Genomic DNA, 8,292 nt, shown 5'->3' with positions numbered 1-8,292 from the left:
TAATAGAAGAAGGTTGCATTCTTCTTTAAATTATAAAACACCTAAAGAAGTAGAACTAGAAGTTAACAACTTAAAATATGTAGCATAGGTCTTAGAAAATTTGTCCGACTTTTTGTTGCAAGTCCAGTAAGAGTAATTGTCACTTGTCGTTACTCCACCGTAACAGATTTCGCAAGGTTTCTTGGCTGATCTACGTTACAATTTCTCATTACCGCTATGTGATATGACAACAATTGTAAAGGTATAGTTGTTAGCAATGGTGTAAAGGCTTCAACAGTTTCAGGAACTTCAATTGTATGGTCAGCTATGTCTTTAACAATAGTATCACCTTTAGTAACAACTGCAATAATTTTTCCTTTTCTTGATTTTATTTCTTGAATATTACTCACTACTTTATCGTAATGACCTTTTTTTGTAGCTATAACTACCACAGGCATAGATTCATCAATTAAAGCAATTGGCCCGTGTTTCATTTCAGCAGCAGGATAACCTTCAGCATGAATATATGAGATTTCTTTTAGTTTTAAAGCTCCTTCAAGCGCAACAGGAAAGTTATAACCTCTACCTAAATATAAACAGTTTGGAGCATCTTTATAAATAGCCGCAATGTTTTCGACAATATCATTAATTTTTAACGTTTCTTCAACTTTTGAAGGAATTAAACTCATTTCTTGAATATACGCATGATATTGAGAATTTGAAAGTTCTCCTTTTAAATTTCCTAATTTTAAAGCTATTAAAGCAAGTACGGTAATTTGAGTTGTAAAAGCTTTTGTTGAAGCAACACCAATTTCTGGTCCAGCATGTGTATATGCTCCTGTATCTGTTTCACGTGCAATTGAAGAACCAACTACATTACAAACTCCAAACACAAATGCTCCTTGAGATTTTGCTAATTTTATAGCAGCTAAAGTATCAGCTGTTTCTCCAGACTGCGATATTGCAATTACCACATCTCCTTTGTTAATTACTGGATTTCTGTATCTAAATTCAGATGCGTATTCAACTTCAACAGGTATTCTGGCTAAATCTTCAAATAAGTATTCAGCTACTAAACCAGCATGCCAGGAAGTTCCGCAGGCAACAATTATAATACGATTTGCATTTAAAAATTTAGCAATATTATTATCTACACTACCCATTTTAATAATACCTTGATTTGCCAAAAGGCGCCCTCTGTAAGTGTCTAAAATGGCATTAGGTTGTTCATGTATTTCTTTTAACATAAAGTGATCGTAACCACCTTTTTCAATCTGTTCTAAATTTAGTTTTAACTCTTGGATATTAGGTTCAACTTCTGAATTATCTTGAATTTTACGAACTCTAATATCTTCGCCAATTTTTATTATTGCTAATTCTTCATCATCTAAATAAACAGCATCTTTTGTGTATTCTATAAATGGTGAAGCATCTGAAGCAACAAAAAACTCTTCATTATTTGCGCCAATACCAATTGCAATTGGACTACCTAAACGAGCTACAATAATTTCTTCAGGTTTTGAAACATCAAAAACAGCAATTGCGTAAGCTCCTACAGCATTTGTTAAAGCTAGTTGTACCGCTTTTTCTAAATTACAATTATTTCTTTTTTGAACTTCTTCAATTAAATTTATTAAAACTTCAGTGTCTGTATCACTTTTAAAAGTGTAGTCTCTCGCTATAAGTTCTTTTTTTAAAGTATTATAGTTTTCAATAATACCATTATGAACAATTACTAGTTTTCCTGAATTTGAAACATGTGGATGAGAATTTTCATCATTTGGAATACCATGGGTTGCCCAACGTGTATGACCTAAACCTAAATTACCTTCAATACTATTTTCTGAAACAACTTCCTTTAAATCGGATACTTTTCCTTTAGTTTTATAAAGGTTTACTTGGTTTCCATCAGTTAATATAACTCCAGCGCTATCATAACCTCTATATTCTAACCTCTGTAGTCCATTAATTACAATTGGATATGCTTTTCTAAACCCTAAATAACCTACAATTCCACACATAATTAGCTAATAGTATTAATTTCCAATTTTTGAAAAAAGAATTTCAAACTTAACTCTCTTATCTCCATGAATTTCATTTTGATCAAATAAAACAACACCTTTTGGGGTCCAGCTATAGTCCTTTATAGTTAAATCAGTAAATGATACTGGTGTATCGGTTGGGTTGTATACTTTTAAACCTAATTTTACTAAGTCTAAGTGATCGTCGTGTTTTAATAGTTCTGATATATAATCGGTAATATTAAATACATACCTATAAGGTTCTCCTGCTTCATCTCTTTCTAAGAAACCACCAACAGCAAGTACTCCTTCAGTCATTACATCTAAAATTTGTTCATTATCATCGTAATTATATAAAAAAAGTTGTTCTGGAGCAATAGCGCTATTTGTAGCGCTTTGGTCTACATAAAAAATTAAGTTGGCTCCTGTAACTAACAATTTTTCACTGTTTTCACTTTGATATTCTGATAAATCTTCACTTCCTAGTAAATCAATAGTAGCTATAGAACCAGCAGCTCCTTGCACATACAATCTATCTTCACCACTTTCTTTTGTGTTGCTATTATCTCTTTCAAATTTATTTGCATTTATTGAGCCAAAAGGGAATACATATTCATGTTTCATTCTAACAATTCCTTCTCCTTTTATCCCATTATCATTTAAATCTATACCAGCATCTGTTGTGTCTTCACCTTCATCTTCGTCATTTGAATAGTAAATAGTCATTTTTGAATTAGTTATGCTTAAAGATAGCAAATGCGATTCTTCATTGGTTAATTCTTCAGCTTGTATATAAAATCCTCTAAAAAAATGTTGAAAATTGTCTATTGAAGAAAAATCAGCATCTCCTGCATTGTTAACAAAAAGTTGTTGAATCATACCCTCGTTTAAAGGAATATTAATGCTAGGGCTTAAATCTGTTTGTTTAATAGTGTCTTTATCGTAAATGGTAATTCCGTCAGCTAAATATCTTTTAATTACAGATACAGTATCACTTGGGTTTATTTTAAAATTTTCAGAAAACAAAGGTGTTTCAACTTTTAAGAAATCTTTATCAGAATAATAAACAGCGTTTTTAGTTGGGTCTTCAGGGTTTAATGTGTTTAAAAAAGTATTAAGTTCAAAAACAGTTAGTTGAAATTCAACATCACGATCTCCAAAAACTGAATCGATTGAAAACTTTGGTTTTCCATCAGATTCATTTTCTTCTCTAGTTGATTGGTAAGGTATATTAATTAGTACTGAATCAATTGCAGCATTAGTTCCGTAATTGTAATCGTCACCTGTAGCGGGTAATGATAGCTGTGATACTATTGAAGCTTTTAACTTTCCAAACTCAGTATCTGAATAAACTCCTAATAAATATTGAGAAACACCATTTGTAATAACTCTTTCTACATTTTCATTAGCTGCTATTACTTCGGTTGTTAATGTACTATTGCTAAAATTATTATTATCAACTAGATTAACACCTATACTTTCAATTTCTTTTTCACAAGATATTATTGTAAAAAATACTGTTGAGTATAAACTTAAGTATTTTAAAACTTTTACAACTTTAGTTGTCATATGTAATTTTTGATTTTTAATGATTAAACTATAAAACTTGATTTAGGTAAAATTCTGTATAAGCAGTATCAAATTCACTTATGTGAAAATAATCTAATACAGGTTTATCGCTATTTTTTAGAAACTCTTCTAATTCAGCTGGTAATTCTTCACTTGATTTAATTACAGCATCAGAATGTTCAATAGCATTTTTTAAAATGTTTGTATAGTTTGGTTTAGTTATAGTTTCAATTTTTGATTGGTCAATATTATCAAATTTAATTTTATTAGAAAATTCGCTATTTAATTCACCTTCAAAACTAGTATTGTATACAGATGTAACAATTTTACTATCGGCAAATAACGCATCATCTTTATAATATTCTTTAATATATAATGGTAAAAGCGAAGCCATCCAACCATGAACATGGATAATATCTGGCGCCCAATTTAATTTTTTCACTGTTTCAACTACACCTTTTGCAAAAAATATAGCTCTTTCGTCATTATCAGCAAATAAATTATTGTCTTCATCAGTAAACAAAGCTTTTCTTTTAAAATATTCTTCGTTATCAATAAAGTAAACTTGCATTCTTTCTTTAGGAATTGAAGCAACTTTTATTATTAATGGCATATCCATGTCATTAATAACTAAATTCATTCCAGACAAACGAATTACTTCATGTAATTGATGTCTTCTTTCGTTAATTAAACCATAACGAGGCATAAAAATTCGGGTTTGACCTCCTTTTCCATGAATCATTTTTGCAGTTTCAAATGATGTTGTTGACAATTCATTTTCTGGCAAATATGGCACTACTTCTGAAGAAACAACCAATACTCTCTTATCTTTCATAAACCAACTCTATATTTAAAGAATATGCAAAATTACGAAAATTTATGTAGAATTTAGCTTGAAAAATGTAAGTTTGCACGCTTTTAACGTTTATTTACAATACAGTAACACAATAATATGTTAGTTTTTGCTAAAATAAAATCGGTACAACAAAAAATTAAGTCGTTAAAAAAAGGAACTTCTGTTGGCTTTGTACCAACTATGGGCGCACTTCACAAGGGTCATTTATCACTTATAGAACAAGCGAAAAGAGAAAATGACATTGTAGTAGTAAGTATTTTTGTAAACCCAACCCAGTTTAATAAAAAAGAAGATTTAGTAAACTACCCAAAAACTATTGATAGTGATTTATCTCTTTTAAAATCAGTATATTGCGATTTAGTTTTTACACCAACTGCTGAAGAAATTTACAGCAACAATATTCAATCTCAACTATTTAATTTTGATGGATTAGAACATCAAATGGAAGGTAAATTTAGAGATGGACATTTTGATGGTGTTGGAACTATTGTTAAGCGACTGTTTGAAATTGTAACACCACATAAAGCTTATTTTGGTGAAAAAGATTTTCAGCAATTGCAAATTATTAAAAAAATGGTTCAAAAAAATCAAATTCCAGTGAAAGTTATTGGATGTGATATTTTTAGAGAAAATGACGGCTTAGCAATGAGTTCTAGAAACGAAAGGCTGACAAAAGAGCATAGAAATGCAGCACCATTTATTTATAAAACACTAAAACAAGCAAAAATTGAATTTGGCACAAAAAGTGCGTTAGAAATTGTAGATTGGGTTGAAAATGAATTTAAAAATCAACCATTATTAGAACTAGAATATTTTGAAATTGCCGATGAAGAAACTCTTCAGCCAATTAAAAATAAAAATTCAGCAAAAAACAGAGCTTTTATAGCTGTTTTTGCAGGTAAAATAAGACTTATAGATAATATAAGTTTATAAATAGATAAAGATTAACAAAAATTATTAATTTTGCATTATGCAGATAGAAGTAGTAAAATCAAAAATTCATAGAGTAAAAGTTACTGGCGCTGATTTACAATATATTGGTAGTGTAACTATTGACGAGAATTTAATGGATGCTGCAAACATTATTCAAGGAGAAAAAGTTCAAATTGTAAATATTAACAATGGCGAACGTCTTGAAACTTACGCAATTCCTGGTCCTAGAAATAGTGGCGAAATCACATTAAACGGTCCGGCAGCTAGAAAAGTAGCCAAAGGAGATATTGTTATTATTATTTCATATGGAATTATGGAATTTGAAAAAGCTAAGACATTTAAGCCTTCACTTATTTTCCCTAATGAAAATGATAATTCACTAACTTAAGTTGATAAACAAACTAAAAAAGGCAAGTTTTATAATACTCCCAATAGCATTGGGAGTATTTTTAATTTGGTATTCACTCTCAAAGCTAACAACTAGCGATATACAATCTATTAAAACATCATTTAGAACTGCGAATTATTGGTGGGTTTTAGTATCACTTGCGTTTGGCGCGCTAAGTCATTTATCTCGCGCATATCGATGGCAGTTTTTGTTAGAGCCACTAGGTTATAAGCCAAAACTAGCAAATAGTATTATGGCAGTTTTAATAGCTTATTTATTAAATTTAGTAATTCCTCGTTCTGGTGAAGTAGCGCGTGCTGCAAGCATAAAAAAATATGAAAACATACCTTTTAAAAAAGCTTTCGGAACTATTGTTGCTGAACGTGTTGCTGATGTAATTATGCTTTTTAGTATTATTGGAATTGCTTTCTTTTTGCAAACCGAACTAATTACCAGCTACCTTTTTAAAGATGGAGATACAAGTAGTCTATATTCTAAAATTATAATTCTTGGAGTATTTCCAATACTAGGATTTTTAGCTTTTAGAATGTTAAAAAAATCAAAGAATGTAGTTATTGTAAAAATAGTATCATTTATTAACGATTTATTAGATGGTGTTAAAAGCATTTATAAAATGAAGAAAAAGTGGCAATTTATTTTTCACACTATCTTTATTTGGGTAATGTATGTGCTTATGTTTTACGCAGTAACTTTTGCATTACCAGAAACAACCAATCTTCCATTTGCAGCTATAATTGTTGGTTTTGTGGTTGGTGGTTTAAGTATGGCATTAACAAACGGAGGTTTAGGAACCTATCCTGTTTTTGTTGCAAGTGCACTTATTTTATATAATGTTGATGATAATCCGGCTCGTGCTTTTGGGTGGATTATGTGGACCGCACAAACTATTATGGTTATCGTTTTTGGAGGTTTATCCTTTTTATTACTCCCAATCTATAATAAATCTGAAAAATAACTAAGAATTCTTAGTATATTTATTGCTTTCAATTTAAAAAAATGCCGAAAACAAAAACAACCTTTTTCTGTCAAAATTGTGGCACACAATACGCAAAGTGGCTTGGCCAATGTAAATCTTGTAATGAGTGGAATACTATTGCTGAAGAAATTATTCAAAAAGAAGAAAAAAGAAATTGGAAACAGACTTCAAGCATAAAGAAAAATACAAAGGCATTAAAAATTAACGAAATCCCTATTGATAAAGAAGATAGAATCACTACTAAAAACAACGAATTTAATAGAGTTTTAGGTGGCGGATTGGTAAAAGGATCTATGCTATTATTGGGTGGTGAACCAGGTATTGGAAAATCTACTTTATTACTTCAAATTGCATTAACAATCCCTAAAAAAGTATTGTATGTTTCAGGTGAAGAAAGTCAGTCACAAATAAAAATGCGTGCTGAACGTTTACAAAACACCAATACAAACTGTTTAATTTTAACCGAAACAAATACCCAAAATATTTTCAAAATTATTGAAGAAACTCAACCTGAAGTTGTTGTTATAGATTCAATACAAACATTACATACCGAATATATTGAAGCTTCTCCAGGATCAATTTCCCAAATTAGAGAAACCACTTCCGAACTCATAAAATTTGCAAAAGAAACTGCTACACCTGTACTTTTAATTGGCCACATAACCAAAGATGGAAACATTGCCGGACCAAAAATATTAGAGCATATGGTTGATGTTGTGTTGCAATTTGAAGGCGATAGAAATCATACATACAGAATTTTACGAGCCAATAAAAATCGTTTCGGTTCAACTGCTGAATTAGGAATTTACGAAATGCAAAGCATTGGTTTACGCGAAGTTGAAAATCCTTCAGAGATCTTAATTTCTCAAAAAGAAGACGATTTAAGCGGTACCGCAATTGCAGCTACACTAGAAGGTATGCGCCCTTTAATGATTGAAGTTCAAGCATTAGTAAGCACTGCAGTTTACGGTACGCCTCAGCGCTCGTCTACAGGTTATGATACTAAACGTTTAAATATGTTATTGGCGGTTTTAGAAAAGCGCGCAGGGTTTAGATTGGGAGCTAAAGATGTGTTTTTAAACATTGCTGGTGGTATAAAAGTTGATGATCCGGCAATTGATTTAGCGGTGATAAGCGCTATTTTATCTTCAAATGAAGATGATGCAATTCCACAAGATTTTTGCTTTGCCGCTGAAATTGGATTGGCTGGTGAAATTAGACCTGTAAATAGGGTAGAACAACGTATTTTAGAAGCTGAAAAGTTAGGTTTTCACAAGATATTTATTTCAAAATTTAATAAAATTAATAAGAAACCTCCATCAATTAAAATTGTAAAGGTTGCAAAAGTTGAAGATGTTTTTGCAAACTTATTTGGATAAAAAAACCGAGCTAAACTCGGTTTTTTTTTATAATATCTTATATCTTATTTTTTATTTACCTTAACTATATATTTCTCCAAAGCCATTGTCATTGAAGGAGTTTCAGGAGTAGGTACTTGAATAGTGCATTTTAAACCCGCATTAGTTGCAGCTTTTACTGTTGAGTTTCC

Annotated in this window: 7 protein-coding genes and 1 pseudogene; 4 read left to right on the top strand and 4 right to left on the bottom strand. The window is 30.6% G+C overall.

Annotated features, from left to right (window positions below):
- Nucleotides 1-149: 149 nt before the first annotated feature.
- Genes glmS through GQ540_RS08765 form a run of 3 tightly spaced genes read right to left on the bottom strand, consistent with a single transcriptional unit; the run spans nucleotide 150 to nucleotide 4,404 of the window.
- Complete coding sequence (glmS, locus tag GQ540_RS08775) at nucleotides 150-2,000, bottom strand: glutamine--fructose-6-phosphate transaminase (isomerizing) (RefSeq protein WP_291800136.1); 1,851 nt, start codon at nucleotides 1,998-2,000, stop codon at nucleotides 150-152.
- Between the two features lie 15 nt (nucleotides 2,001-2,015).
- Nucleotides 2,016-3,569, bottom strand: a complete 1,554-nt coding sequence (locus tag GQ540_RS08770) for a DUF4270 domain-containing protein (protein WP_291800134.1) — start codon at nucleotides 3,567-3,569, stop codon at nucleotides 2,016-2,018.
- A gap of 28 nt (nucleotides 3,570-3,597) precedes the next feature.
- Entirely contained in the window at nucleotides 3,598-4,404 is an 807-nt protein-coding gene (locus tag GQ540_RS08765; protein ID WP_291800132.1) for a glycogen/starch synthase, read from the bottom strand.
- 117 nt (nucleotides 4,405-4,521) lie between these two features.
- Here GQ540_RS08765 and panC point away from each other — a divergent pair, with 117 nt between their 5' ends.
- From panC to radA, 4 genes are read left to right on the top strand one after another with little or no spacing between them, the layout of a single operon-like run.
- Entirely contained in the window at nucleotides 4,522-5,358 is an 837-nt protein-coding gene (gene panC, locus GQ540_RS08760; protein ID WP_291800130.1) for a pantoate--beta-alanine ligase, read from the top strand.
- Nucleotides 5,359-5,395: 37 nt separating this feature from the next.
- Nucleotides 5,396-5,746: an aspartate 1-decarboxylase gene (gene panD / locus GQ540_RS08755; protein WP_291800129.1), complete on the top strand. Its 351-nt coding sequence runs from the start codon at nucleotides 5,396-5,398 to the stop codon at nucleotides 5,744-5,746.
- Nucleotide 5,747: 1 nt separating this feature from the next.
- Nucleotides 5,748-6,722 (top strand): lysylphosphatidylglycerol synthase transmembrane domain-containing protein, encoded by a 975-nt coding sequence (locus GQ540_RS08750; protein ID WP_291800127.1) that lies wholly within the window; start codon nucleotides 5,748-5,750, stop codon nucleotides 6,720-6,722.
- Nucleotides 6,723-6,763: 41 nt separating this feature from the next.
- Nucleotides 6,764-8,122, top strand: coding sequence for a DNA repair protein RadA (radA, locus tag GQ540_RS08745; protein WP_291800125.1), 1,359 nt, complete (start codon nucleotides 6,764-6,766; stop codon nucleotides 8,120-8,122).
- Nucleotides 8,123-8,166: 44 nt separating this feature from the next.
- Here the strand turns inward: radA and GQ540_RS08740 are convergent.
- A pseudogene (locus GQ540_RS08740) lies at nucleotides 8,167-8,292 on the bottom strand (uroporphyrinogen-III synthase); the annotation flags it as partial.

It is taken from the genome of Lutibacter sp. (assembly GCF_013139515.1).
Taxonomy (GTDB): Bacteria; Bacteroidota; Bacteroidia; order Flavobacteriales; family Flavobacteriaceae; genus Lutibacter.
This window is presented reverse-complemented; position numbering and strand designations above follow the sequence as displayed.

Coding starts and splice junctions, on each gene's coding strand:
- glmS (WP_291800136.1), bottom strand. CDS start 2,000: ATGTGTGGAATTGTAGGTTATTTAGGGTTTAGAAAAGCATATCCAATT.
- GQ540_RS08770 (WP_291800134.1), bottom strand. CDS start 3,569: ATGACAACTAAAGTTGTAAAAGTTTTAAAATACTTAAGTTTATACTCA.
- GQ540_RS08765 (WP_291800132.1), bottom strand. CDS start 4,404: ATGAAAGATAAGAGAGTATTGGTTGTTTCTTCAGAAGTAGTGCCATAT.
- panC (WP_291800130.1), top strand. CDS start 4,522: ATGTTAGTTTTTGCTAAAATAAAATCGGTACAACAAAAAATTAAGTCG.
- panD (WP_291800129.1), top strand. CDS start 5,396: ATGCAGATAGAAGTAGTAAAATCAAAAATTCATAGAGTAAAAGTTACT.
- radA (WP_291800125.1), top strand. CDS start 6,764: ATGCCGAAAACAAAAACAACCTTTTTCTGTCAAAATTGTGGCACACAA.